The organism is Oleiphilus sp. HI0128 (assembly GCF_001635365.1).
The window spans coordinates 1-306 of record NZ_LWGG01000606.1 but is presented as its reverse complement, the minus strand read 5'-3'; the positions used below and the strand labels follow the sequence as shown (position 1 = coordinate 306).

Here is a 306-nt window from a genome sequence, read left to right as displayed (position 1 = left end):
CACTGGTTTGATACAGAATGATCATAGACGAGAAAAGTACAAACCCCGCAGAGATCATTAGCTGTAAACCCGCGATATCGGTAAAGATACCAATAACCATTGCACCTAAAAGAACAAAGAAACCAGCAGTAATCGTACCTGCCAAGAAGCTAAAGTCTTTACGTGTGATCAAGGCATAAGCCGAAAGACCAAAGAATACGAATGCGGTTAAGCCAAGTGCGTTAGCAACTAAGTGGCCAGCGCCTGCGCCAATGAACATGCTAAGGATGGGGCCAATTGTATAACCCATAAAGCCTGTCAGTGCGA

At 44.8% G+C, this 306-nt stretch carries 1 protein-coding gene; it reads right to left on the bottom strand.

Annotated features, from left to right (window positions below; genetic code table 11):
- The coding region (locus tag A3763_RS07355; RefSeq protein ID WP_197482832.1) for a Bax inhibitor-1 family protein at nt 1–306 on the bottom strand (306 nt) is incomplete at both ends.